Below are 25,838 nucleotides of genomic sequence, written 5' to 3' on the forward strand. Positions count from 1 at the left end.
TTCTGAGTCAAGCTCAGAATGACGGGAAGGAGGAAGGACTGTCATCCCGTAGTGCTCTTATACGGGATCTCGCTCAGAAGAGCCGTCCTTCGTTGTTCGTCCCAGATCATGGACCCGTCCTTCGTGCAGTTCCTCGTTCCGACGCTGCGAGTCCAGGCTCCTCGTTCCTGGTTCAAGACAGAGGAAAGAGCGGAGATGGCGGATCGGAGTCCGGCATGACGGGAAGGAGGAAGGACGGTTCCAGTTAGGGTGGTATTTGTCCTCGCTTCAGATAGAATTGAATCGAGGTGATTGCGGTGGGCAGAATCGAGTTCTCGGAAAGGCTATTAAAAAAGGAAGAACGGATCGAATTCAAAGGCAAAATTGGACTGGTTCTTTCAGGAGGCGGTGCCCGCGGGTCATATCAGATAGGTGTCTGGAAGGCTTTGAAGGATTCCAGGATCGAGATCGGAGGAGTTTACGGAACTTCGGTGGGCGCTTTGAACTCCGTCGCGATTTCCATGAACAAGTTTCGCGACACACGCGACCTGTGGCTGAAGATCAACATGGATAGAGTCGTCAAAGGAAGCTTCAGCAACAACCTTGTGGGAAAGATATTCGAAGCCTTGAAAGCCGGTGGTTTCGATGCTTCTCCGCTCAGGGAAAGTTTCAACGCTTTATTGAACGAAGAAGCCGTTAGGAAGAGCAAGATCAATATGGGAATAGTCGTCTTCTCTCTTACGGATATGGAGCCAAAAGAGCTCTATATAGAGGATATTCCCTCCGGCCATCTGGCCGATTACGTTCTTGCCAGCGCGAACCACCCTGTCTTCAGAAGGGAGACTATCAGGTCAGAGAAATTCATTGATGGCGGAGTTTACAGAAACATTCCGGTCAATATGGCAATCAACAAGGGCTTCAAGGAGATTATCGTAGTCGATCTTGGCCCCAAGAGGCTGCGGGATATGCTTTCGCTCTCTTCATTAGAGAGATCGGAGGAGATCACCCAGCTTGTGATTACGCCGACCGAGAACTACGGTGATGTGCTGGATTTCGACCCTGAGGTTTCGGCAAACTATATGCGCGAAGGTTATCTCGACTGTTTGAAAGCCCTTGGCCTTGTGAAGGGCGAAAGGTACTACATTCACGCTCCTGACGATGCTTTCGGTGCGGCCCTTTTGACCATGACAAAACCCAAGAAAGTGGAAATGCTGAAAGTTTTCGGTATAGAACCCTGGCAGACGGAATCGACCCATCACTTCTATTACGGTCAGTTGTTGCCTGTTCTGCAGGATTTCTTCAAATCAACGGTACCCCTAGATACTGTGATCGCCCTTCTGGAGAGCATGGCGAAAATCGCCGGATTACCACAACTGACACTTTATTCGATTCCCTCGATGATGGCAGAAATAGCGGACTGCGATATCGACCTCTTCAAAGGTCACAGATATAACGATATAGATGTCGAAAGAATCGCGAGGCTCATCAAATTTGCTGTTGACAATTTTGTGCCGGAAAAACTGGAGGGAAGTCAGTACAGAGCTTTCAAAGAGGGGTTCGCAGAGCTTTTTCCCGAGCAAGAGTAGTGTTCGACTGTCTTTTCAAGGGTTTCGCGGTTCGTAAGACCGCATTTCGAAGGATCTTTTCAGCAATTCGATCGATTCTCGGAAATCCTTCAGTTCGCCGAGTGCGAGCATCTGAACGATTATGTTGCCTATCGCCGTACCCTCTGCCGGTCCGGCGGTGACGGGAAGACCCGTGAAATCGGCTATCAGCTGGCAGAGCAGTTGGTTCTTGACTCCCCCGCCCACTATGTGAAGCCCGTCGAGCCCGCCGGTAAACCTTTCCAGCTCTTTTCTGGTCAGCTCCGTCATTGCCGCTATGCCTTCCAGAGCCGTTCTTACTATTTCACCCCTGGTGGAAGGTATCGGACCATTTTCGGCGCACTCCTCAAGAATCGCCCTTTCCATGCTTGCCGGTCTCTTGAAACGTGGCGATTCAACGTCTATCTTTCCGGAGAACGGTCTTGCCTCCCCGGCCATACGCACAAGCGAGGGGTAGTCCAGCGACGGGTCTTTCGCTTTCCACTCTCTAAGAAGTTCCTGCACCAGCCAAAGCCCCGTGGCGTTTTTCAAAAGCCTGTATTTGCCTCCATAGCAGCCTTCGTTGGCGAAATTCAGTTCCAGCACTTCTCTGTCGCGGACTGGTGCGTCAAGCACCACGCCTTCAAGACACCAGGTCCCCGCGCTCACGAACATCGTTCTCCCGGAGAGGGGTATGGAAGCGACAGCCGAGGCGGTGTCGTGGGTGGCCGGGAGAACGACTTTCAAAGTGGTGCCAAGTTCTCTGGAAAGCGAGGGTGTAAGTCTTCCGACAACGGTGCCAGCCGGGACGATCGGGGTGAATATATCCGGCAGTGAAAAGAAGTCTATTATTTCTTCGCACCAATCTCCGACTGCGGGGTCGAAGATCTGGGTGGTGGTCGCGAAAGTGAATTCCGTTAGTTTCTCTCCACTCAAAAAGTAAGAGATCAAGGAGGAAATCGAAAGGAGAGAGTCGGCCTCTTTTAGAGCGCTATAACCTCTCCTTTTCATCGAAATGAGCTGAAAAAGCGTGTTGAACGGTTGGAACTGCGTCGGGGATCTCTCAAAGAGCCAGTCCCTTCCGGCGAGTCCGATGGCGTACTCCATCGAATCATCGCCGAACATATCCCTGTAATGTCGGGGATTGCCCAGAAGCTCTCCGGAGCCGTCCAGCAGACCGAAATCCACCCCCCATGTGTCCACGCCTACGCTCTGGAGCTCGACTCCGGAGTCGATTGCCTTGATGATGCTCTCCAGAGTGCTTTCATAGAGCGACAGGATGTTCCAGTGAGTCCGTCCGTTTACGGAAATCGGTCTGTTTGTAAAGCGCGAAACCTCTTCGATCGACAGTCTATCACCGTCGTATCTGCCGATGAAGGCTTTGCCACCAGAGGCACCGATATCGACAGCGAGAAAACCTTTCAAGCGGGATCACCTTCGATGGGACTGAAGAAATTCCCCGATCTCGTTCCCGGATGGCATGGCGTTTGCCGCTCCGTACCTGGTCGCTACGATCGCCGCGCCGGCGTTGGCGAATCTCAAGACCCCTCCGAGCGTTTCAAAGTCAAGGGCTTTGAACTGTTCATCCGTGAGCGAGTAGAGTCTGGATATGACGGCAGCCATGAACGAATCGCCGCAGCCGGTCGTCTCAGCCACTTCGACCTTGAATCCCTCCTCGCTTATGAACCGTCCCTGCCAAAAGGCCACGGCTCCTTTACTGCCGAGCGTGACCAGCACCAGCTCGTCACGACCGACCCCCAGGCTCTCAACCGCCTTTTCAACGCCGCCTTTTCCCGCTATGTATTCCAGATCCTCGTCGCTCAATTTCAGGATATCCACCCGGCGCATTATCTCCCTTAGCTTTCTTCTGAAGATATTATGATCGACGACCGCATTTTTTCTCACGTTCGGATCGAAAGAGGTTCTCACTCCAGCCTTTTTGAACCTCTCGAAAAGATCGATATAGGTAGAAGCCGACGGCTCATCCAGAAGGGCGATGGAACCGAAATGAAAAAACGAGAAACTCTCGGGTGAGAGGTCCTTCAACTCGTCTTTGCGCAGCGATATATCCGCGGCGTGGTCTCTGTAAAATCTGAACTCGGGCTTTCCTTCGCTGTCAAGTGCTGCGAAGGCTAGCGTGGTTTTGGTTCCGCTTTCTCTGACTATATAATCGGTCCTTATCCCAAGTTCATCCAGATATTCGATAAGAGACTCTCCGAACTCATCGCAACCGATCTTCGAAAGAAAGGCCGTGGGAACTCCGAGTTTCTGAAGACCTGCCGCTATATTGAAAGGTGCACCACCCGGTCTCTTTTCGAACAGGGTGGTGCCTCCCAGCCCCTGCATGCGGTCTCTTGAGATAAAATCGTAAACTATCTCTCCCGCACAGAGAACCGGTTTGGATTCTTGATTCATAGTTTGAAGTCTCCCTCGAATCTGTTCAAATCATCGGCAGGGAAGCTTCCCTTAATGTACTCTTCGGCGATATCCACGGGAAGAGTGAGGTCGTGAACTCCCAGTGCCAGTAACAAGTTGGCGCTCTCTATATCCTTTATGCTGGCCGCTATTATGTGCGGGGCGTTGGAGTGCCATCCTCCGACTTCGAGCATCTCTTCGATTCTTTCCTCAGCGTCTATACCGGACTTTATCATTCTTTCGTAGTAAACGGCGACGTACTCTACTTCCATGCTCAGTGCGGCATAGTACTGCTGAACGGTATAAACGGCGGTCGCACAAACCCCAACACCCATTTCGTTTAATTCGGGTACGATGGCCGAAGCCTTTTGGGGGTCCCAGGGAAGCTTTATGGTGAAGATTTCAGGGTCGAAGTCGCTCTTCTTGAGGAACTCTCTTACTTTCTGGATCCAGTTGCTGGAGAGTATACTTCCCTGCACGAAGTGTCTCTCGCCGGGAACTTTTGAAAGGAACTTCATGGTGTCCATCATTCCCCAGCCCGGTCTATCTCGTTTTATTATCGTCGGGTTTGTTGTTAAGCCGGCAAAGACCGGTTCCTTGACCAGTTGAACCGCTTTCTCGCATATTCCATCTATGTATATCATCTCAGTGTCTCCTCCCTTCCAGTTTACTCTCCGAGTATCTGGTAATCGATTCCCTTTATATCACAGAACTGTACGAGTTCTTCAACGTAATCTCCGTACACCCCGTGGATGTGGTTGCAGGGGTAGTACTTGAGGAATGTGTCCATATCAGTATCGAGTTTGACATAGGCATGAGGCCACTGGATCTGAACTTCCTCAGAGAGTTTCTTCTCCTGTGCGGCCGAAAGCTTGACAAACTCTCCAGGCACGATGGTCATCACATACTCTCCGTCCTGCCTGGCCAGCCTTGCCAGAGTCACCCTGCCCGGTGCGGCGAAATGCTTGACGGCAGCTCCTCCGGCGGGGAAGTAGAAATCTTCGGGATAGAACACCACGTTCTTCAGATTCTCTTCGGGATTGAGAGATCTGCCTGCGAAGTAAGTCGCGTGGGTGCCGGAATTACAGAGATCCAAAAGATTCTCCTCTTCGAAGTAGTGTCGAACGTCCGCGAAGAGGACCGGTTCCTGTGCGATGTGTTTGAATATCTCCATCGTGAGGGCTCCGTCCATATCGGTCTCGGTAGCCGCGACAATCGGGTCCTTCATACCGTGCCAGTCGTAAGGATCGTTCAGGAAGGCCTCGACAACGTCCATGGTCGCGTAATTGTTGGTCATCTCCGGCTGGCCTTTGAAGCCGACGAAGTCCAGTTCGTACTCTTTTATTATATCCACAGCCGCTTCGTACAGCGCGATCTGTTTCTCAAGTTTTTCCGGCGTCAGCTGCTTGCCGTCGTATTCGACAGTTGCGAGTTTCTCGAGCCACTCTCTGGCTTTCTTCGTGACCTCTTTAGAGACCTTTTCGGCCCTCACTACGAGCTCGTACTGGTCGATCTGTTCGACGTCAATTCCGAACTCTTTGAGCCATTGGTCACCGTTGGAGGAGGCAGTGTACATACCCATTGGGCGGCCGCCGAACATCCCGTACCTTTCGCCCTTCAACCTCGCCGCGGCCGATGCCGCCCTGACGAAGTGCATCACTTTTTCTATAACATCAGGGTCCTCGGGGTTTCCCCAGACTCTTTCGGGAGTTATTCCTACCTGCTCCAGAGCTCCTGCAGCAGCTAGAAGACCTACCATGCCGGGGTAGGCCGGGTTTATCTGACCGTACGCCAGATACGGACCGGGGGCGTACAGAGAGGCCATCACCGTCAGATGGGGCCAGCACCAGATGGCGTAGTTGAATATAGTCGCCTCGACTTCGGCCTTCATCATCTCTTTTCCGGCCTTCTTTGCAAGCGATGGCTTCCAGACTATCTCCGAAGCCACTACGACCTCTACCTCGCCCGTGGCTTCGAGCGCTCTCACCAACCGGCTCTGGAACTCTCTGTTCATATCGATGAGATCTCTATGCACGAAATCTCTACCGTCGGAAAACGTAATAATCCCTACTCTTCTCTTCTTCATGCTCCTCCTCCTTTTATGCCTTAAACAGTGGCGATCATCATAACCGTTTTACTATTTTCCTGCCGGAGAGGCCACAGAACACCTTTCCAGTAGCTCGGCCTTCAACACGACCCTGGTCTGCTCCCCACGGTCCCCGTCTATCCTGCCGAGAAGTAATGTGGCGGCTATCTTCCCCATATCCACGACAGGCTGTCTGATAGTCGTCACCGGTGGATCTATGAGCTCATTCAGAGATGAATCGTCAAAGCCCATAAGGGAAAGATCGGCCGGTATATCCAGGCCGAGTTCACGGGCCGCCCTGACTACCGTCTCATTCAGGTACTGGTTGGTGGATATCACTGCCGTCGGTCTATCGGCAAGCGTCAATATCGACCTCAGCTTATCTAACGAGACGGAATAATTCACCATGTCCTCCAGAACCCACCTGTCGTCGGGATGTATTCCCAGAATTGCACAGGCCTTTTTGAATCCCGAGTACCTCTCTTCTATCGTATAGATACCTCTTTTATGAAGACAGAGCGCAATTCTTTCGTGGCCACGATCTTTCAGATAGAAAACACCGTTCATTATCGCCTGCTCGTTGTCAAGGGTCACAGAGTCTATGTTGCTAATCCCTTCGATGAGCCTGTCGTAGAAGACCACGTGAATTCCAGAGTTCATAGCCTTTTTGTAAAAGGTACCGTTGTTGTTTCCCTCCCTATCCTGATAAGGAGAAGAGATGATGCCTTCCACCCCGTGTTCCATGAGCCACCTTATATATATCTCTTCTTTTTTCGAATCCTCACCCGTGTTACAAACTATGAACTTGAATTCGCGTGGAAAGAGGACCGTTTCGACTCCACCCATGAACTCCAGGAAGAAGGGATTTCTAATATCGGAAACGATGAGACCGATAGTCTTGGTTTTTCTTGTTCTCAGGGACTTTGCGGATGAATTGGGGACATAATTCAACTGTGAAGCAACTTTGCGGATCCTTTCGCGGAGATCGCCACCGACGCCCGGTCCATTCGACAGAGCCCTCGACACGGTCGAAGGCGATATTCCGAGACTCTTTGCGATGTCTTTGATCGTAGTTTTTCCGGCCACAACAAACCTCCGCAAACGTTTGCGTACAATTGCATTATACAATCAACCTCCATGAAAAGCAAAGATCTTGATTGTACGGTCGGATTTCCAGCTGATAGCGACTCGTGGCCGGCAATTTCAGATATCGGCCCTGTAACCTAGGGCGAAGGAGATTCTCGAGACCACTTCCCTCAACAATTTTGAATATCGTTCAATGATCTCCTCACCCATTCTGAAGGCCGGACCGGAAATACTTATGGAGGCGACAACTTCTTTAGAAGAATCGAAAATCGGTGCACCTACGCAGACAACGCCATCTTCGTTTTCTCCGCTATCGATTGCCGTTCCCCTTGATCTGATATTCGCAAGTTCTTCTCTCAGAGCATCTTTGTCTATGATTGTTTTCGAAGTGCGACGAACCAGCTGCAGCAAATTCACCAGTCTTTCGCGTTCGCTTTCAGGGAGAAAGGCGAGAATCGCCTTTCCAACGGCAGTACAATAGAGCGGGGCCCGTTTTCCAATGAATAGCTTGGTGTGCAGAGACTTCACGCTTTCAAATCCTTCAATTGAAACGACTTCAGTTCCGTCGAGGATTCCCATATGAATCGTTTCACCGGTTTGCTGATGAAGCTCTTCCATCTCGGCGAACGCAACGTCTTTGAGTCTCATAGAGGATAGATATTGGCTGCCCAATTCGAACAGCCTTATCCCAATCCTGTAAGAAGATGTCGAGCGATCCTTCTCAAGGATATGCTCTTCGCACAGAGCCTCTGCGATTCTATAAACTGTCGCCTTTGGAAGGCCGCTTTTTTTTGTAAGGTCGTCAAGACTCAACCTGGATTCGGAAAGGTTGAATGAACTGATTATTTTTACTATTCTTTCGACACTCTGCATCTTCAATCCCCGTTTCTAAATTCAATGTGCGTACCCCAATAACCTTGGAAGCCACAGAACAAAATCCGACCAGTAAGTTATTATTACCAGTCCCATAACTTCGATGGGTATCCAGTATTTTAGCATCTCTTTAAAAACCTTCCCAACGGGCGTTTTGCTTATAGCACTTGTGATAAACCCGGTTTGCCCATAAGGGGGCGTGTCAAGCGCCAGCATCAAATTGAAGGTAGTTACTATTCCGAAGTGAATGGGGTCGATTCCCACAGCTTTGACGAGCGGGAAAACTATTGGTATCACTACCAGTTGTATGACGGATACGTCGAAGAACATTCCGAGAATGAAGAAGAGAACGTTCACGCTCAGCAGCAGAACCCAGGCGCTGGAAAGAAATCCCATATTGACAAATGCATTTGTTAGCAACGAAGGTATCTCCTCCCTCGCAAGCACATATTTCACAACGAAGGCTCCGGCAATCATAAAACTTATGGCGCCGATGTTATAAACGGTTCTGAGCATTATTTTTCTCAATTTTTTCAAACCAAGTGTACGATAAATAAATATACTGACTAGAATCGAATAGGCAACAAGAACGGCCGCTGATTCTGTCGGGGTGAAGATGCCGCCATAGATCCCCGCAAGCAAGATCACAGGCGCAAACAACGCCGGTAAAGATCTTAAGAAGCTCTTGGCGAGTATTTTCAAAGGATACCGCTTTCCCACCGGATAGTTTCTCTTCTTCGATAGATAAAAGACCATCCCGGCTTCCAGGAGACCTAGAAGAAGTCCCGGCACAACCCCGGCAATAAACAAGTATCCCAAAGAGGTGCCGGTAAGCATGGCGTAGATGACCATGGGAATGCTCGGTGGGATGAGAGGAGCGATCGTGGCAGATGCACAGGTTACAGCGCAAGAGAAAGGCCCGTCGTAACCGTCGTCCATCATGGCCTTGATCTCTATGGTTCCAAGACCCGAGACATCGGCAATTTCCGAACCGCTCATTCCAGCGAAGATTATGCTTGCCCCAATATTCGCGTATGCAAGACCCCCGCGCATACCTCCGAGAAGTTGCTTCAAGAAGCCGAATAACCTATCGGTTATCTCCGTATCGTTCATAATGTTCGCGGCGAAGATGAACATGGGAACTGCCAGGAGAACATCCTGCGCCCTCAGCTCAATAGCCATTATGTCCAGAAAGATCCCCAGGTCCATACCAGAGGTAACGAAGTAAGCGAAACCTCCCATTATCATTCCAAACGCGATCGGGTATCCGAGAGCGAAGGTTATACCGAATATTAAGAAGAACAGTATCAAACCCATGGTTCAACCTCCCTCGGTAAAGCTTTCCCGGAGAATAACTCTATGAAGCTTTTAACGATCCAGATCACGTTGTGAATGAAAGTGAGGATCATGAATATTGGGAAACATATGAATAGATAAGTCCAGGGAATTCTCAAAACTTCGGACTTGATGATCTTATAGAAAAATACATCACCAAGTACGGGCATCAGTGTCACTATCAACATTATGCAGAAAAATAGATCGAACAGTATCTGTAGAATCAACTGGACCTTTCTGGGAAGTTTTAAGAATATTATATCGAACTTTATGTGCGCATCGAACTTCCTGGCGTAAGGCGCACCGAGAAATATAGTCCAGATGAAACTATACTGAGCTATCTCAAATAACTCAGGTGAAGGACTGCTGAAGACATACCTAAGTATGACCTGAAAGAAGACGCTGAGGAAAAGTAATCCGAGAAACAGCACTCCACCCCACGATTCTATCAAATTCAGCAAGATTTGAACTATCTTGAAAAATACCGAAAAGAATTTCTTCATGGTAATCCCCCAACGAAAGCAGCCTGGGTCCGGCCACAGGCCGGACTCAGGTGATTCTCATCAGAAACTAGTTCGTAGGATAAGATTGGATGGTTTCGTACATTCCTTTACCCCAAGCCTTATCGAATTTCTCCTGAGAATAATACTCCCTGGCAAATTTCATGAAGGCTTCTTTATCGGGCACAATTATCTCCATCTTGTAGTCGTCAACAAACTGCTTGAGCAGTCTAGATTCTTGCTCCAGTACGAGGTAGTTCATGTAGTATCGGGCAACTTCAAGCGCCTTAATAATATAAGTCTTATACTCAAAGGGAAGCGATTGCCAAAACTTTTCATTAATTACCGGGTTTATCATTCCTATTGAGTGATCGGTTAGAATTATGTACTTCGTAACCTCGACGAATAGCGCCGATAAGTCGGTCGGGAGTGGATTGTCCTGCCCGTCTATCGTCCCAAGTTTCAACGCTAAATAGACCTCGCCGAAGCCCATAGGTGTCGGATTGCTTCCAATAGCTTTACCCATGTCCATGAAAGCCTCGTTGTTTGGCATCCTTATCTTCATGCTTTTCAGATCTTCGGGCTTATAAACCGGGCCGGCCTTCGCGGTAGTGTTCAACTGTCTCATTCCGAGGTACCATGTATCAAGAACTCTCATTCCGGTCTTGGATGCCAACTCTTCGAACCAGGCCTTTACCATTGGGCTGTTCATGACCGAGTACATGTGATCTAGGTCTTTGAAGATATAAGCTGCATTCAGTACGCCCATCTTCGGCATATTACCCAGATCGGCGAACCATGATGGAGCACCGTCGCCTGCCATTTCTAGGTCTCCCCTCATTACCGCCAGAAGCGATGTTTGCTGATCTCCAAGTTGACCCGAATGGAAGACTTTGACAACTATCTTTCCCCCGCTCAGGTTCTCGACAACCTCTGCAAACTTGTTCATGGCGAGGACCTGCGGTTGAGTCGGTGCGGCGACTGTGTTGAAACGAATGGTGTAAGTATCACTAGAGGCAAAGCAAACGCACACTACTAAAAAAATGAATGATGCAAAAAACCATCTTTTCATTGCCAAACCCCCTTTTGTTTTTAGTTTCTGTAGCTCAGGAAATCTTTCCGAATTTTCTCAGAGTATCTTTTAAAACAGCTACCTCGTCCTCTTCTATTTCCATGAGAGGTGGTCTAACTCTCGAGACATCCAGACCCGAGTGAAGCGCAAAGGCCTTCTTAACTGCGGGCAAAGGATTCGTCAGGCGTCTGTTTCTACCAAAGAATGCGCTGAACAATTCATAGAGTTGTTTAAAACTATTTGATGCTTTTATCGCATCGCCAGAAAGAAATTCCTCTATCATGCTTCTCATCATGTCGCCTATGACATGGGACCCACCGCTTATAACCCCGATTCCCCCCTGGCTCATCACGGAAAGAACCATTAGATCGTCTCCTGAATATATAGCCAACTTTCCTTTAGTCGCTTTCAGAAAGGCCGAAGTCTGCAATGGGTTGATTCCGGCTTCGTCCTTCACGGCTATGATGTTCTCAAATTCCGTAAGCTTCGCCAGAGTTGCAGGTTCGATATTTGAAGCCGTGAAAAGCGGAATATTGTACACCATTATCGGCAGATCTGTAGATTTGCAAACTTGAGAGAAGTGATAGTATATTCCTTCCTGAGTGGGATGACAGTAATAGGGCACGACCACCATTGCCGCATCGTAGCCTAATCTGGCAGCTTCTTTGGTAAGCTCAACCGTTTCATGTGTATTTGCCGTTCCCGTCCCCGCAATCAACGGAATCCTGTTACCGACCTCTTCTTTTACCTCGGCAAAAAGCCTGACTTTTTCTTCAAAGCTCATCGTGTAAAACTCACCGTTTGTTCCCGCTATAACAAGTGAATCGCAGTATTTCCTATCGATCAAATAGCTGGCTATTCTTCTCGTTTTTTCATAATCGATGGAATAGTCTTTTGCGAAAGCCGTGCTCATTGGTATAAGGATTCTTCCAAACTTTCCCACAACATCCATGAATATTCCTCCTATATATTTCATTCAATGGAACAACATTTCTTTTAATGAAATTATACTCATTCACTAAAAGAAAACTGAGACCGATGAGGTTCGAATACGAACGATTTAGAGTTACAACGGTCAAAAGAAAGGCGTGGTTCTCGAATTCCTATCCATTAATTGTCTGTACTCATTGTTTATCAGGATCGTATATACGAAATTGTAGAAAACTAGTTCAGTCAAGATCTGGCCCAGGATGATCTTAAATGAAATTGAAAAAGAAAAGGTAGGACCCAGAGGTCCTACCTTTCATGCCCGGATTACCATAAAGTGTCAGGAAGATCGAATCATCGAACCCGATCAGTATTGAAGAACTCGAGGTAGTTTTTTGGCCTGCTCCACCCACTTTATGATCTGCTTTTTGGCCGGAAGAGCCTCAACCAGTTTCTCCTTTTCGTTAACCTCGATCATCTTCAAATAAAGGTTCTCGGGGTTTCGCTTCGACAATTCCGGTACGGTATCGACTCCAACGGCTTCCAGAAGTTTGGAATACTTACCGCCTACCCCGCGAATTCTGATCAAGTCGGCATGATTGGACCAGGTAAGAATCTTCTCTTCAGGAATCCCGGTTTTCTTTGTGAGTTCTGTCCGGGCTTTTTTTGTTGCACAGGCTTCTAGAAGAGATTCTACTGAAACTATGCCAATCGCTTTCAACTTATTCTCGATTGCGGGTTCGATTCCCCTAATTATACCCAGTTTTGTCACAGACTCTCCTCCTCTCTTAAAACGTATTGAACATAGACAGATACGGATTTTGTTAGTTGATCAGCCGCTTGCTATTTGCACTGAAATCATTTCTTCTTGAACATCTTCCCGAACAGGTTCCCCACATCGTCGATAATGTTTCCATCTTTGTTGCCGTCAAGAAAGCCGGCCGCCACTCCCATCATTCCGCTGTTTCCCTGACTGGCAATGTTAGACAACAGACCGGTTATTCCAGAAGCGTCAAGGTTCTCTTTCTTCTTTTCCTGCCCGAGGAAACCCATCAGAAGCGGAGCTAGCTGAGACATTAGGCCGGCAACCTGATTCGTTTTCAAGCCGGTCTCTTTCGCAAGACTTTTCTCAACCTGTTTTTCCTTGCGGAAAATATGTGACTGAGCATTTTTAAACCGTCATCTTTATTTACTCCGTTCAGAAAACCGGTAATATCGCTGACATTGTCATCCTTGTGTTGGTCCAAAGCCTTAGCCAGTGATGCGGCACCTTCAGTAGTGGAGGAGTTTTTTAGCAGCCCCTGAAGAAATGTCGGCAATCCGATCTCTGCAAGCCTTTACACCTTTTCAGGGCTTACACCAACAGACTCGCCTAATTTCGCTGCCGTACTTTTTTCGCTTAGCTGCTTGGAAAGCGTATCGAAAAGGCTCATCTTTTTCCCCCTTTTTAAAAATAAGTAACATCAAACTTATTATACTTCTTAATTCAAAATTGCCATAGCTAATGAGAGAGGTTCGAAAAAGCCAGGATCTGAAACCTCATGGTGATCGATGGTTGACACGTCATTAAGAGAGTAATAGCGTTAAGAACAGTCCTTCGTAGTTCTTCGATCGTTTCAGACCTCTTACCCTACCCCGTACAACTAATCTATTATTGAGAGAAGGCAAGACGGACGATATGCGAGGATTCTTGTCTTCTGGTGAACGAAGCGAACTACTAATGCACTCCTTTCCGTTTTCTGGTTAAGGACCACGTGATAAAGAGAATCACATCTGATCGCTGCCTGATCGTGCCGATGCCCTGAATCAATCTTATTTTTATGGCAGATGGCGCGACTATGGACTAGCTTACCCAGGCCTAACTCAAAGGTAAGTGGGCTAATTTGTCAAAGTTCACTATATAGAGAGTTGGTAATTTCTACACCTTTTGACATGTAATTCGACAAGACGAAGAAGAAATTGCTGAATGAATTCTGGTACAGTTCAATACTTAAATATTGACTGACAGGGTTTTGAAGTCTGTTGTCCCAGATCTTATTGTCAAAATAACAAGGGCCCTTTTGGGCCCTTGATTTGAGTTAGTAGGGGTTTTTAGCAGTTACAGCTGTGCCGCTTTTCCGAATCCTCTGCCTAGTCCCGGTCCCTTTATACCAGAGGCGCCATGCCTGTAGCCTGTTCCGTCCTGCGCATTCTTTAGTTCTCTTACACCGTCGTTCGGGCAGTTGTCGTTGATTCCGTCGCCATCAGCATCCACGAAGTTTTCACAGGTTGGCTCCTGGACTCTCTGCATCGCTTTCGTTCCGTAACCTACTGCCAGCGTCATTCCAGCAATTAGAAGAACCGCTATTGCAATCAACACTATCTTTTTCATTTCTTACACCTCCATATGATTTTTAGTACATTCCCAGTCTACGGCGCGCTTCTTAGAGTCAGCTTAACAGCCGCTTAGAGATTGCTTAGAGATTTGAAGAGCCTTTATTGCGGTTAGAGAGATAACGAGAAGAACGAGATCCCGTATAGGATCACTACGGGATGACAGTACGGAACCACAACGGGACGGCGGTTATTTAGGTGTGGTGTCTCTTATTCAGGATTTTTAAGGGGCATTACTATCTTTGTGAGGTGCTGGCTTTCTGGAAATTCTGGACCGTTATAATAATGCTCATAAACTACTCCGGTGGGAATGAATCCGTTCTTTATTATCCATTCGGCCATCTCGCTGTACACCGATTCCATCTGGGCATAAGGACCCATAAAGATAGAGAAAACGTTCAAGCCCTCGGGAATCGATCCCTGAACGATATCACCCCTTCCGGGAAGTTTCGATGAGACGGGAAAACCTATCTCGACATCGAGATTTTGCGTATCCATGTTGTGATAGGCAACGAATGGGATATCTGCCGGAAATTCTCCCAGTTCGCCGAGATAAGCCGTGATCTCTCCGTAGCTCTTTCCTATCAGTCCGGGTAGATTTTGAACGCTCGTCGTTGCACGTACTACAAGCGTTGACTGTTCGCTCCGTTTCAGTATTCCGATCGTAGATACCCTTGGCATTTTTGTCCCCCTTTGCACCTCGTTTTGAAGTGCCCTTTGTAGTATCTATTTCTCGAATCTCTAAGCTGTTCGATTATATGCGGCAACTACATTCAGAATACTACATTTCTCTGGAATTTCCACAGACCCAAAGATCGAGCGCCGTTTAGTATTTCGGGTATATCACCACGTCGCTTTTGAGAAAGTCCCAGGCTGGGTTGTTTCTTGAACCCTGAAGCAGCCTCGATATCTTCCCAATGGACTATCCTTTTCTAAAATCTAGTTTTCGCATATACTCTTTGTCAACCATCATGAGCATCTCCTTGTCCCCGCTTTCTTTTTGTGTGTGCTTAAAGAATAGCAGGGTAAGTGGTACTCGGGGTGGTCCATTTTTCGATTATCGTTCTTCTTCTATGTAGTCCACTTTCAGTTTACCGTTACACACCCAAATGCCTCATAATTTCAACTTACAAAACCTAGTATTACAGCGTCAGATATAGCTAGATATAGCTAGACGATTTTAGCTAAGTTAGATTGGCTTTCATAGATAATAATCGAATGAGAATAGATTTTCATAATTCTTATCGATCATATATAATCATGAATATACTAAAAATATAATCATTTATGACTTTATATGACTAGGAAAGATTTCTATGCTCACAGATGAAAGAAAACTGAAGATAGTTGATTTCTTAAAGAGGCACCAGGCAGCAACTACCGAAGAACTTGTAAATCACTTCGCCGTATCTGGTAGCACCATCAGGCGAGATCTAGATTCACTTGCGAAGATGAAGCTTATAGTTCGAACTCACAACGGTGCAATGATATTGGCTCCAAACGTTGATAGAAGTTTCGCAGTTTCGTACAACATAATGAAAGACGAGAAACGACAGATAGCAAAAGCTGCAGCGAAACTTATAAATGAGAAAGATTTTGTGGCAATCAGTGGCGGTTCAACTGCTTACTATCTTGCTGAACAGCTAATAAGCTCGCCCATTGGAGACCTAACAATACTCACAAACTCTATTAATATTATGACGCTGATATTAGAGAGTAACAAATCATTCGATTTGATCGTGGCGGGTGGAGTGCCTATGAAGGGCTCTTATGAATGCGTCGGGGAGATAACTCTGAGCACAATCAGGCGTTTTAACATAGATAAGTTCTTTATGGGCGTCAACGGAATATCAATCGAAGGGGGAATTTCCTTTAACAATCAAGAAGAAGCGGCTGTTGCTAGAGAAATCTGTAACCGGTCGAGTAAGGTTATAGTGATTGCCGATAGCACGAAATTTGGGATCACAAAGAGAATGAAGGTAATGGACATTGAAGATGTGGACATTTTCGTTACCGACAAGCTTGATAAGAAGCGAAAGGAGGAATTTGAAAAGGTAATCCGCACATTAATAACTAATTAAGCTCCAAATCCTTTAGAGGAGGTTTAGTATGAAGAGAACGATTCTGGTTATGATGATTATGGTTCTGGTATCTGTTTTTGCGTTTGCAGTATCTCTTGAAAACAAGCTGATCATCTACACCTGCCATGGTGAAGAAATGCCCGGGGCCTTCAAGCAGTACTTTGAAGAGGCTTATCCCGGTGTAACCGTTGAGTTCCTGGCGATGGGTGCTCAAGACATGTATGACCGCGTCAAAGCCGAACGCAGCAATCCCCAGGCGGATATTCTATGGGGTGGACCGACAAATATCTTCCTGCTTGAAAAGCAAGATGGACTACTCGAGAAGTATGTTCCATCTTTTGACAGATCTGTTCCTAAAGAGTATAAAGACGTCGATGGGTTTTTCTACGGTCAATTCCTTACACCTCCAGCGATAGTCTATAACACTGAAACTCTTGCCGAAAAGGATGTGCCTCAAGACTGGGACGACTTACTAGATCCAAAGTACAAGGGTCAAATAACGATACGCTATCCTCTAGCTTCGGGAACGATGAGAACGGTTTACTCTGCGATGATATGGAGGTACTACAAAGTCGATGGCAATCCCCAGAGAGGTTACGAATGGCTTAAAAAGCTCGATGCAAATACCAAAGATTACACTTCACACTCTTCGGTAATGTTCACGAACCTTGTCAGGGGACTTGCCAAGATAAGCATATGGAACTTCTCGGATGCAATGCTACAGAAAACTCTGAATGGATATCCATTCGGTGTTGTACTCCCCAAAAGTGGAACTCCTGTAATAGTAGACAATATAGCTATTGTAAAGAACGCCAAGCACCCTGAAGCTGCAAAGGCTTTTGTCGAATTCGTCGGGACGAAACAGTCATCAGTGATGATGGCACACCAGTATTTCAGAATACCTGTAAGAACCGATGTCGATAAGGCGGTTCTTCCTTCATGGATGAAGGTCGAGATAGTGCCCATGGACATCGATTGGGTGGCTTTTGCTGAACTCTCCCCAATGTGGATGGAGTACTGGGACGAGAACATAAAGGGAAGAGGCAACTGATATATTTTGGCCGGGTACCTTGAGTACCCGGCATATTTGTAATCAATATTGGAGGGAGAGCAATGGCCAAAGTCACTTTTAAAAACGTCTCGAAGAGATTTGAAAAAGTTATCGCCGTCGATAATGTGAACTTCCACATAAACGACGGTGAGTTTTTCACTCTTCTGGGCCCTTCCGGTTGCGGTAAGACGACTACTCTTAGAATGGTTGCTGGTTTCTACTACCCCAGTGATGGGAAAGTCTTCTTCAACGATAGGGATGTTACTTATCTTGTTCCCGAAGCCAGGAATACAGGAATGGTTTTTCAGAACTACGCTTTGTTTCCTCATATGACAGTGTATGAGAACATAGCGTACGGGCTTCAAGTAAGAAAAATTAAAGGGAAGATTATGAAAGATAAGATATATGATGTTCTGAATCTAGTTCAGATGAACGGTTACGAAAACAGGAAGATCGCTCAGCTCTCGGGTGGACAACAGCAGCGCGTTGCACTTGCAAGAGCTTTGGTGATAAGACCCGATATTCTTCTGCTGGATGAACCTCTCTCCAATTTGGACACAAAACTGAGGAAAACCACTTCTGAAGAGCTCAGAAAGCTTCAGAAACAACTCGGTATAACTGCAATATACGTAACTCATGATCAGGAAGAAGCCTTCTCCGTTTCGGATAGAGTCGCTGTCTTGAACCTTGGCAAAATTCATCAGATTGATTCTCCAACGAGGATATTCAACTATCCTGAAGACAGGTTTGTAGCAGAATTCCTCGGTAACGTCAACCTATTCGAAGCCACAGTATCAACAATAGATAGCGAAAATATAACTCTGTCTGTTCCATTCTCTGAAAGAGCCATCGTTGCGAGCAGAGCGAGACAGCGACAGGATTGGACTTTCGCCATTTCGGAGAAAGTTGACGTGATGATCCACACAAACCAGTTGCAGCTGGTGAAGAAATCCGAAGGGACTAATCACATTACCGGACGACTGCTTATGAAAATGTTCAATGGGTTGATCTGGAATTTTGACGTTGAAACGGTTAATGTGCAATGGCGAGTCTCTCAATTCAACTATGCAACCGTGAACTACTCTGATTTCGTAACCGGTCGGGAGGCTTCTCTATACCTTCCTCCAAGGGAGATTTATCTAATCAAGCGGAGGGAAGGGGTATGAAGCTTCTTTCAAGAGAGAGATTTCGCTACTGGACCGCACTCCCGCTTTTTGCAGTGCTCGTGGGTTATATTCTTTATCCGCTGATCCGTGTTTTTATTGAAAGTCTTACAGACAGATCGGGAAATCTGTCGCTTGCCAACTACATAGCCTTCTTCGATCCACAGCGTCCATCAAACATAGAAGCTCTACTTACAAGTCTTGGGCTTGCCTTTGCTTCTGTTCTGGTAGCGGCTCTGGTAGGAGTTCCTCTTGCTTTCCTTCTAACTAAGTATCGCTTCCCTGGAAGCAGGATATTGTCAAGTCTCGTGATTATTCCGATGGTCTTTCCTCCTCTTATTAGCGTTTTGGCCTATATATTCCTTTACGGCGAAGCTGGTTTTATACCTCGCGGCCTGCAGAATCTGTTTGGCTTGAGCAGCCCACCATTCTACATAAAGGGAATCGGAGGCATTCTAGTCATACATGCATATACAATGTTCATTTACTTTTATATGCTAACCTCTTCAGCTTTGAAAAAGATCGATTCATCAATAGATGAAGCTGCCAGAAATCTCGGAGGTAAGTTCTGGTTCAGATTCCGAAAGATAACCTTTCCCCTCATCACACCGGGTCTGGTAGGAGCTTCCTTACTAGTCTTCATGATAGCAATGGCCTCATTCAGTGCACCGTTTCTACTTGGCGGCAGAAATAGATTTCTCAGTCTGCAAATATACATTTCTAAACTCAACGGGAACATGGAAATGGCCGCAACGCAATCAACGATACTGGCCTTAATATGTTTTATCTTCCTTTTATTTATTAGATATGTTTCTCAAAAAAGAGACTATAAGATGGTTTCAAAAGGTGTAAGCAATGCCACTTCAGATATTAAGAGCAGGTTAGGAAAGTGGGGAGCAATGACAATATCTATCTTGATTCTTATTATGTTGAGTCTTCCCCAGGTGACTCTCCTTATAATTTCGCTTGTACCAATTGGCACATGGACGCACCAGACTTTTCCTCCGAAATACTCTTTTATCAACTACATTGAGATCTTCAGTAATCCGAGATTCTTCAATTCTATAAAGAATAGCCTTATAATGTCTTCGATAGCCACTCTTGTTGCAGTAATTATCGGCAGTCTCGTAGCATATTTCCTTTCGAAGAAAGATTTTAAGTCTCGCTGGGCAATGGAAATTCTTGCCATGCTTCCCTGGGCCCTTCCGGGAACCATCATCGCAATCAACCTCATAATAACATTTAACAGACCCACCTTCCTTACCGGTGGTCAAATCCTTGTAGGCACATATTTCATCTTGCCTATTGCATATATGATAAGGAACATACCTCTTCTGGTAAGGTCGACGTTTGCAGTTTTTGAACAGCTAGACGAATCTCTCGAAGAGGCCGGAAGAAATCTTGGAGGGAACTGGTTCTATGTGTTTAGAAGGGTGATTTTCCCAAACATTCTACCCGGAATAATCTCCGGGGCGTTGCTAACTCTTGTGGCAAATATTGGAGAATTCACCTCTTCGGTAATGCTCTATACTTACCATAACAAACCGATGTCGATGGAAATTCTCGACCAGATGCAGAGATTCAACTTTGGTGCTGCAGCAGCACTCGGAATTCTTCAAGTAGTACTGATGGCAGCTGTAATGCTTATTACAAACAGGTACCTCGGAAACAAGCGAGGTGCGGTGGTCTACTTCTAGGGAGGCTATGGATGCCCTATAACGGTTTTAGAATACTCGATTTTCACGCTCACTTTCCTACAAACTCTGGAGAGAGGCTTAATGCTTCGCTCGAGGATGAGTATCTCGATAGATTCGACAGCGAAAAACTGAAACACCTTTCAGCGCTTGGTTATGCTACTGAAAAAAAGAGGTGGGCGGCCTGGAACATGCAACCTCCTTTCAAGGAGAGGCTTGAGGATACCGAGATTATGAAATTGTGGGATGAGGACAGAAAAAATAAGAACATTGATGAAATAGTCTTTGTTACTGGGGGTGGAAATGAGAACCTCTCGGCACTTGTAAGCGCATACGAGAATTTCTCCGGTTTTGCCCATCATAGTCCTGAAGAAAAGGATGCTCCACTCAAGCTCGAAAAAGCAATAAAGGATTTTGGTCTGAAGGGATACAAGATTCTCGCTCCCACAGTTGGGATACCTCTTAACGACAGACGCTTCTTCTCTTTGTGGCAGAAGGCCGAAGAACTAAAGATTCCAGTTCTTATTCACTTTGGCATCTTCGGAGGCGGGGCTGGCTACGCAGGAAGGCTGAACTGCAATCCTCTAATTCTAGAGGATGTTGCGAAAGGTTTTCCTTATTTGAATTTCGTTATTCCTCACTTTGGAGCTGGATATATGAGGGAACTTCTTTTACTTGGATGGAGCTGCCCTAACATCTATACGGATACATCAGGCTCCAATCAGTGGATCAAATGGTTACCCTACGAAATGGACAAAAAAACTGTTCTCCGTAGGTTTATAGAAACTTTCGGTACGAGAAGGGTAATATTCGGCACTGACTCCTCATTCCTTCCGAGAGGTTTCATAATCGATTATCTCAAAGAATGGATGATTATCGTGAATGAATTAAATTTGAAAGATGGCGATATTGCAGATATATTCTACAACAACGGCCATCGTCTCATATATGGTGGTGAGTAGGTTTGAAGATATCTATAATCGGTGCCGGAAGTATAATATTCACCAGAAAACTCATTAAAGACTTGCTTTCGTACCCTGATCTGCGTAATGTAAAGATCTCTCTAATGGATATAGACAGCGAAAGGCTTGATATCACCGGAAAGATCGTTGAAGAGCTAATTATAGAAGCCGGAAGTAACACTAGGATTGTCAAGACAACCGATCTGGAAAGCGCTGTCGAGAAATCGGATTTTGTAATCAACACTGTACAGATTGGTGGTCAGGCCGCCACAGAGATTGACTTCGACATCCCCGAAAAGTACGGCCTCAAACAGACTATAGCCGATACACACGGTGTCGGTGGTATCTTTAGATTCTTGAGAACAGTTCCTTTCTTGAGAAAACTGGTAAGCGTAGTAGAGAGAAAGGCACCGGGAGCTCTATTGATAAACTTCACGAACCCTATGTCTATGTGTATGTGGTATATAAAGTCTATCAGCGACCAGCCAGCAATTGGATTGTGTCATTCAGTGCCACATACAGTGAGGCAGATAGCTGGATACATTGGCCTTGATAGCCGCGATATCAACTTCTCAATTGCAGGTATTAATCACATGGCCTGGGTTTTAGAACTCTCAGACGGAGGAAGAGACCTGTATCCATTATTAAGAGAAGCAATGGAGAATCCGGCAATCTCCGCTATGGATCCAGTCCGTTTCGATATAATGAAGAGATTCTCATACTTCGTTACGGAATCATCCGAGCACATGTCCGAATATGTGCCGTTCTACATAAAGAATCCTGCGGAAATCGACAGGTTGAAGATTCCCATTCGCGAATACCTGAAACGCCTTGAGAGACATGCAAAAGCCTACGAAATCTACAAAGATGTGTATATAAAGGGATTGACTTATAGAAAAAGTGAGGGGGAAATCCTTTACCCGCAATACTTCGGCGCAGAGACTAGCGCCGAAGAGGCGACAAAGGAATATGCTATTGAGATAATCGACTCGCTTGTGAATTCCCACACACGCGAAGTTTACGCAATTGTAGAGAACAGAGGAGCTATCGAGAATCTTCCCTTTACTGCACAGGTCGAAGTTCCATGTATCGTCAACGGGAATGGGATAAGACCCGTCTGCATTGGAGCGCTTCCCACTCAGCTAGCAGCCCTGAATATGTCACAGATTCAGGTACAGCAACTTGCTGTCAAGGGCGCGCTGGAAGGGTCGAAAGATTGCATAAAGTATGCGCTGATGCTTGACCCCCTGGCATCTTCCATACTGACAACAAAAGAGATTTCCGATATGACAGAAGAGCTGTTCCAGGCGCATGCTGTCTATCTTGACGAAATTTTTAATTGAAGGGCAATGAAAGGGGATTATAGCATTGATAACAAAAAAGGAAATTCTTGAACAACCGCAGAAACATAAAATTGTTGCAGCGAGATACAGTGATCTCGCCAGGCCTTTAATAGATCTAATAAATCATACTAACCCTAAATCTATCGACTTTGTCGGATGTGGGACTTCTTATTTTCTCGCCATGGGCTGCTCAATGCAACTTGAAAGGCTCTCACGAGGAAAAATTAGATCGTCTTTCTATAGTGGTTCGGAGATAATGCTAGGTCTGAAACGTCCGGCGAAAAATAGTCTGCTGGTTGGGCTATCCAGATCAGGTTCATCTTCGGAGACTATATTGGCTCTACAAAAAGGTCGTTCAATAGGAAACACAACCGCTTCGATAACATGCGAACCGGGAAGCGAGATGCGAGGAGTATCAGATATCTCCGTTGAACTTGATTTTATCAATGAAGAGGCCATAGTGATGACGAAGTCCTTCACGTCTATGGCCTTTTTCGTGAGTGCTCTTGCTCGGGAGTTATTCGTTCCAGAACATCTGGATGATTATCTTCTGGCAATTCCAGAGTCTTCAAGTATCACTCTTGAAAACTCCCGGAAACTCATTAATGGTTACTACATCTTCGATATAAACCATTTTGTTTTTCTGGGTTACGAAGAGTATTTTGCGGCTTCAATGGAAGGACTGATAAAAGTGACAGAATCATCTCTTATAGAGGCCGACTGCTACCAAACACTCGAATATAGACATGGTCCGAAATCGAAGGTAAGACGCGAAACACTGGCGGTAATCTCCGTGAACCCTCTGGCGACCAACGAAGAATTGTCTGTGGCAAAAGAGATAGATCTTCTTGGCGGAAAATCAATCATAATCTCCGGCGAACATATGCCTGAATTTGATCAGATAAACACGTTCTACCATGGAAAGGATTTTGGTGATTGGTTTCTCAGAGTAATACCCCTCCAGTTGTTAGGCATAGAGAAGGCCCTGGCTAAAAAGCTTGATCCAGATAACCCAAAAAATCTGACAAAGGTTGTAAGACTATAATGGAATATTTTCTAGGTGTAGATGGCGGGGGTACCCACACAAGGTCGCTAGTTGTTTCGGAAGACCTATCGGTAATCGGCAGTGGTTTTGCTGGTCCGGCAGATATCCTAAGTATGGGCAAGGATAGTGTCCGTAATAACCTAGTGCATGCGATTGAAGCTTCTCTTGCTAGTGTAAACATAAGCATCGAACAGATAGTGAGCTCATGTTTCGGTATGCCAACTTACTTGGACGGTGTTGGTACGGACGAAGCTATTAACTCTCTTATAAAAAAGGTATTCCCTGGACTTACTGTAATTGTGAACGATGTTCAACTCGCACTTGAAGCCTCATTCCCGATGAAAAGTGGTGCGATAATGCTCAGCGGCACAGGTGCCATGCTCATGTTTAGGAACGCATCCAATGAGATTCATAGAATAGATGGTTGGGGAGAACTAGCTGGTGATATGGGAAGCGGTTACTATATAGGCCTCAAAGCACTGCAAACAGCATTCAAACAATTTGATGGAAGGATCAAAAACAAGAAACTTTTAGAAGCAATCATGAGAGAAATTGGTGTTTTTGATATAAGAGAGGTAATAAATCATAGCTTTAACGGTTCAAGAAAACTCGTGGCAAGCCTTTCAAAAATTGTGTGTTCTGTTGCCAATGAAGAAGATGCTATCTCAAAGGCGCTTCTGGAAGATGCTACCAACGAACTTCTGATTACTATTTTTGCAGTTAAGGATCTCACAGATTCTCTGCCAATTGAAATTGCCCTCTCTGGTGGCGTCTTTAAGTGTTCTTATCTAAGAGAAAGAGTTGAGAAAACAATTCTGGCAGATAAAGATCTGAAACTTGTGAATTCGGAGTTTGACAACATATGGGGAGCAATCTTCCTCGCAATAAGCAATGTAAAAGATCGGAGATTTTTGCAAGATTTCATCGATAAACTCAGGAGTTTATCAGCACATCATAAATAGAGTTGAACTCGAATACCCAAGAAAATACATTTGAATTCAGTGGGAGAAAAGCCTTACGAAAAGGTAGAAAAAAACAACTGGGAATAATGCTCATTCTTCCGCTTATGTATAACCTGATAATTATGAATCTTAGTTCACGTAATATCTGACGATGAAAGACGTGTAAATCATAAAAATACCACGCTTGATCTATTACACCATATCTAGTAAACAAATCAGCACAATTGAGGTAATCCAGAATAGAATCGTTGAGCACGAACTTCGAGAAGGCAAGAATAACAACCGTTAGAAATAGTGCCGTTATTCTGGGCAAGAGATCATCTCTGCCACCTTTTCTGGGAGTTTCCACTCTGAACACCTCTTTCATTTTCTGAAAGAGCCTCTCTATCTTCCATCGCTTTGAATATGTCTGTTAGTGATTCTCTCCCAGCATCTGAATATCCCCTTTTTGCCTGAGATTATTCAAATGTTAGTCCACAATTTCTCCCAATGCTTTTTTCACATTTTCTACCGGCGTTTTTCTTATTTTACTGTTGATGTCGACACCTCGTTTTGAAGTGCCCTTTGTAGTATCTATTTCTCGAATCTCTAAGCTGTTCGATTATATGCGGCAACTACATTCAGAATATTACATTTCTCTGGAATTTCCACAGACCCAAAGATCGAGCGCCGTTTAGTATTTCGGGTATATCACCACGTCGCTTTTGAGAAAGTCCCAGGCTGGGTTGTTTCGAAAGTCGAAGGAGAATCCCCTGAAATTAACCGTCAGCTTCTCGAGTTCTACGCGGTTTTTTACTACCATCTTGTCGGTATATATGAAAACCCTGATTTCTGAGTCGCCTGCAACGCTAATAGTCTCGGTAATTTCAAAGCCTTCATTCAGAAGTACGAGGATCGAGACCTTCATTTCACTTATGGTTATGTCGAAGGAGCCAAAGGTGATCGCACGGTCCGTGTTGTTTCTGATGTTCATCACGAAAACGGGATAACTTCCGTCGGCCACGACGAACCGGTCTCGATACATAGATCTAGAGCGATCGTGCTGGGCGGCCGAACCATCCGTGTTCATCATCCAGCAAAAGAACTCTTCGTCCACCGGATGGCAAATGGCGGTCACGGTTCCATCTTTCCGATACAGATAGGCGCCCTGTCCGATGATGTCGAAAGCATGAACCGCACTGGCCAGAGACTGCGGATACAACGCCATTAAAGAACTTATGAACGAGATCTGAAAAAGCAAGACGGGTATCCGGTTTCGTGATCTTTCTAGTTGTCCTCTCATGAGAATATGATACACCGATCCGCAAT

The 25,838-nt window shown here is 45.8% G+C and carries 23 protein-coding genes and 1 pseudogene; 9 read left to right on the top strand and 15 right to left on the bottom strand.

Annotated features, from left to right (window positions below; genetic code table 11):
- Positions 1 to 296: 296 nt before the first annotated feature.
- Entirely contained in the window at positions 297 to 1,565 is a 1,269-nt protein-coding gene (locus MESINF_RS04585; protein ID WP_169698741.1) for a patatin-like phospholipase family protein, read from the top strand.
- Positions 1,566 to 1,580: 15 nt separating this feature from the next.
- Here the strand turns inward: MESINF_RS04585 and MESINF_RS04590 are convergent, their stop codons facing one another.
- The 14 genes and pseudogenes from MESINF_RS04590 to MESINF_RS04655 form a co-directional block, all read right to left on the bottom strand.
- Positions 1,581 to 2,987 carry a rhamnulokinase gene (locus tag MESINF_RS04590; RefSeq protein WP_169698742.1) on the bottom strand — a complete coding sequence of 469 codons (1,407 nt, stop codon included), beginning with the start codon at positions 2,985 to 2,987 and terminating at the stop codon, positions 1,581 to 1,583.
- A 6-nt stretch (positions 2,988 to 2,993) separates the two neighbouring features.
- Positions 2,994 to 3,977 carry a carbohydrate kinase family protein gene (locus tag MESINF_RS04595; RefSeq protein WP_169698743.1) on the bottom strand — a complete coding sequence of 328 codons (984 nt, stop codon included), beginning with the start codon at positions 3,975 to 3,977 and terminating at the stop codon, positions 2,994 to 2,996.
- Positions 3,974 to 4,621: a transaldolase family protein gene (locus MESINF_RS04600; protein ID WP_169698744.1), complete on the bottom strand. Its 648-nt coding sequence runs from the start codon at positions 4,619 to 4,621 to the stop codon at positions 3,974 to 3,976. Before MESINF_RS04600 ends, MESINF_RS04595 begins: the two co-directional genes overlap by 4 nt.
- Before the next feature lie 23 nt (positions 4,622 to 4,644).
- On the bottom strand, positions 4,645 to 6,063 hold the full coding sequence (locus tag MESINF_RS04605) for an L-fucose/L-arabinose isomerase family protein (RefSeq protein ID WP_169698745.1): 1,419 nt from the start codon (positions 6,061 to 6,063) through the stop codon (positions 4,645 to 4,647).
- A 51-nt stretch (positions 6,064 to 6,114) separates the two neighbouring features.
- Positions 6,115 to 7,149: a LacI family DNA-binding transcriptional regulator gene (locus MESINF_RS04610; RefSeq protein WP_231936867.1), complete on the bottom strand. Its 1,035-nt coding sequence runs from the start codon at positions 7,147 to 7,149 to the stop codon at positions 6,115 to 6,117.
- A gap of 117 nt (positions 7,150 to 7,266) precedes the next feature.
- Positions 7,267 to 8,022 (bottom strand): IclR family transcriptional regulator, encoded by a 756-nt coding sequence (locus MESINF_RS04615; RefSeq protein WP_169698747.1) that lies wholly within the window; start codon positions 8,020 to 8,022, stop codon positions 7,267 to 7,269.
- A 21-nt stretch (positions 8,023 to 8,043) separates the two neighbouring features.
- A complete protein-coding gene (locus tag MESINF_RS04620; RefSeq protein WP_169698748.1) occupies positions 8,044 to 9,339 on the bottom strand; it encodes a TRAP transporter large permease in 1,296 nt (431 codons plus the stop codon).
- On the bottom strand, positions 9,330 to 9,860 hold the full coding sequence (locus MESINF_RS04625) for a TRAP transporter small permease (RefSeq protein ID WP_169698749.1): 531 nt from the start codon (positions 9,858 to 9,860) through the stop codon (positions 9,330 to 9,332). The genes MESINF_RS04620 and MESINF_RS04625 overlap by 10 nt, the downstream gene beginning before the upstream one ends.
- A gap of 67 nt (positions 9,861 to 9,927) precedes the next feature.
- Positions 9,928 to 10,929 carry a DctP family TRAP transporter solute-binding subunit gene (locus tag MESINF_RS04630; RefSeq protein WP_169698750.1) on the bottom strand — a complete coding sequence of 334 codons (1,002 nt, stop codon included), beginning with the start codon at positions 10,927 to 10,929 and terminating at the stop codon, positions 9,928 to 9,930.
- A 34-nt stretch (positions 10,930 to 10,963) separates the two neighbouring features.
- On the bottom strand, positions 10,964 to 11,881 hold the full coding sequence (gene dapA / locus MESINF_RS04635) for a 4-hydroxy-tetrahydrodipicolinate synthase (protein WP_169698751.1): 918 nt from the start codon (positions 11,879 to 11,881) through the stop codon (positions 10,964 to 10,966).
- A gap of 342 nt (positions 11,882 to 12,223) precedes the next feature.
- Positions 12,224 to 12,628 carry a DUF4332 domain-containing protein gene (locus MESINF_RS04640; RefSeq protein WP_169698752.1) on the bottom strand — a complete coding sequence of 135 codons (405 nt, stop codon included), beginning with the start codon at positions 12,626 to 12,628 and terminating at the stop codon, positions 12,224 to 12,226.
- Between the two features lie 86 nt (positions 12,629 to 12,714).
- Positions 12,715 to 13,175: pseudogene (locus tag MESINF_RS13775) on the bottom strand (DUF937 domain-containing protein).
- A gap of 779 nt (positions 13,176 to 13,954) precedes the next feature.
- Positions 13,955 to 14,227: a hypothetical protein gene (locus MESINF_RS04650; protein WP_169698753.1), complete on the bottom strand. Its 273-nt coding sequence runs from the start codon at positions 14,225 to 14,227 to the stop codon at positions 13,955 to 13,957.
- Between the two features lie 212 nt (positions 14,228 to 14,439).
- Positions 14,440 to 14,910 (bottom strand): GyrI-like domain-containing protein, encoded by a 471-nt coding sequence (locus MESINF_RS04655; RefSeq protein ID WP_169698754.1) that lies wholly within the window; start codon positions 14,908 to 14,910, stop codon positions 14,440 to 14,442.
- Between the two features lie 635 nt (positions 14,911 to 15,545).
- On the opposite strand from MESINF_RS04655, the gene MESINF_RS04660 reads away from it, so the two are divergent.
- The 8 genes from MESINF_RS04660 (at position 15,546) to MESINF_RS04695 (ending at position 24,530) form a co-directional block, all read left to right on the top strand.
- Positions 15,546 to 16,310, top strand: coding sequence for a DeoR/GlpR family DNA-binding transcription regulator (locus tag MESINF_RS04660; RefSeq protein ID WP_169698755.1), 765 nt, complete (start codon positions 15,546 to 15,548; stop codon positions 16,308 to 16,310).
- 28 nt (positions 16,311 to 16,338) lie between these two features.
- Positions 16,339 to 17,361 (top strand): extracellular solute-binding protein, encoded by a 1,023-nt coding sequence (locus MESINF_RS04665; RefSeq protein ID WP_169698756.1) that lies wholly within the window; start codon positions 16,339 to 16,341, stop codon positions 17,359 to 17,361.
- 62 nt (positions 17,362 to 17,423) lie between these two features.
- Positions 17,424 to 18,527 carry an ABC transporter ATP-binding protein gene (locus MESINF_RS04670; RefSeq protein ID WP_169698757.1) on the top strand — a complete coding sequence of 368 codons (1,104 nt, stop codon included), beginning with the start codon at positions 17,424 to 17,426 and terminating at the stop codon, positions 18,525 to 18,527.
- Positions 18,524 to 20,221 (top strand): ABC transporter permease, encoded by a 1,698-nt coding sequence (locus MESINF_RS04675; protein ID WP_169698758.1) that lies wholly within the window; start codon positions 18,524 to 18,526, stop codon positions 20,219 to 20,221. Before MESINF_RS04670 ends, MESINF_RS04675 begins: the two co-directional genes overlap by 4 nt.
- Before the next feature lie 11 nt (positions 20,222 to 20,232).
- Positions 20,233 to 21,180 (top strand): amidohydrolase family protein, encoded by a 948-nt coding sequence (locus tag MESINF_RS04680; protein WP_169698759.1) that lies wholly within the window; start codon positions 20,233 to 20,235, stop codon positions 21,178 to 21,180.
- 2 nt (positions 21,181 to 21,182) lie between these two features.
- Entirely contained in the window at positions 21,183 to 22,523 is a 1,341-nt protein-coding gene (melA, locus tag MESINF_RS04685; RefSeq protein ID WP_169698760.1) for an alpha-galactosidase, read from the top strand.
- 25 nt (positions 22,524 to 22,548) lie between these two features.
- Positions 22,549 to 23,568, top strand: coding sequence for an SIS domain-containing protein (locus MESINF_RS04690; RefSeq protein ID WP_169698761.1), 1,020 nt, complete (start codon positions 22,549 to 22,551; stop codon positions 23,566 to 23,568).
- Positions 23,568 to 24,530, top strand: coding sequence for a BadF/BadG/BcrA/BcrD ATPase family protein (locus tag MESINF_RS04695; protein WP_169698762.1), 963 nt, complete (start codon positions 23,568 to 23,570; stop codon positions 24,528 to 24,530). Before MESINF_RS04690 ends, MESINF_RS04695 begins: the two co-directional genes overlap by 1 nt.
- A 673-nt stretch (positions 24,531 to 25,203) precedes the next feature.
- Here the strand turns inward: MESINF_RS04695 and MESINF_RS04700 are convergent.
- Positions 25,204 to 25,770 carry a hypothetical protein gene (locus MESINF_RS04700; RefSeq protein WP_169698763.1) on the bottom strand — a complete coding sequence of 189 codons (567 nt, stop codon included), beginning with the start codon at positions 25,768 to 25,770 and terminating at the stop codon, positions 25,204 to 25,206.
- Between the last annotated feature and the right edge of the window lie 68 nt (positions 25,771 to 25,838).

This window comes from Mesotoga infera, assembly GCF_900157305.1.
Lineage (GTDB): Bacteria > Thermotogota > Thermotogae > Petrotogales > Kosmotogaceae > Mesotoga > Mesotoga infera.